Genomic DNA, 229 nt, shown 5'->3' with positions numbered 1-229 from the left:
CAGCAAGAACAAGAAAAGAACGAAGAATCGCAAGTAGAACATAGGCAAGAGAAAGTATCAGCCGAGGAAAAGAAAGAAGAAACTACGCCAGTGCAGCCAATTGAGCAACCAGTGCAAAATAATGAACAAAAAGTAGAGAGTAATGAAAAGCAAGGAAAGTTTCTCGTCGTTATTGATCCAGGGCATCAACAAAAAGCGAATTTAAATTTAGAGCCGATTGGACCAGGGG

The 229-nt window shown here is 40.6% G+C and carries 1 pseudogene; it reads left to right on the top strand.

What is annotated here, in order from left to right:
* Positions 1–229 (top strand): annotated as a pseudogene (locus tag SB717_RS40070) (N-acetylmuramoyl-L-alanine amidase); the annotation flags it as partial.

It is taken from the genome of Priestia sp. SIMBA_032, assembly GCF_046535215.1.
GTDB classification, from domain to species: Bacteria; Bacillota; Bacilli; order Bacillales; family Bacillaceae_H; genus Priestia; species Priestia aryabhattai.
Note: the sequence above shows the minus strand (reverse complement) of the source record. Positions and strands in the feature narration are given on the sequence as shown.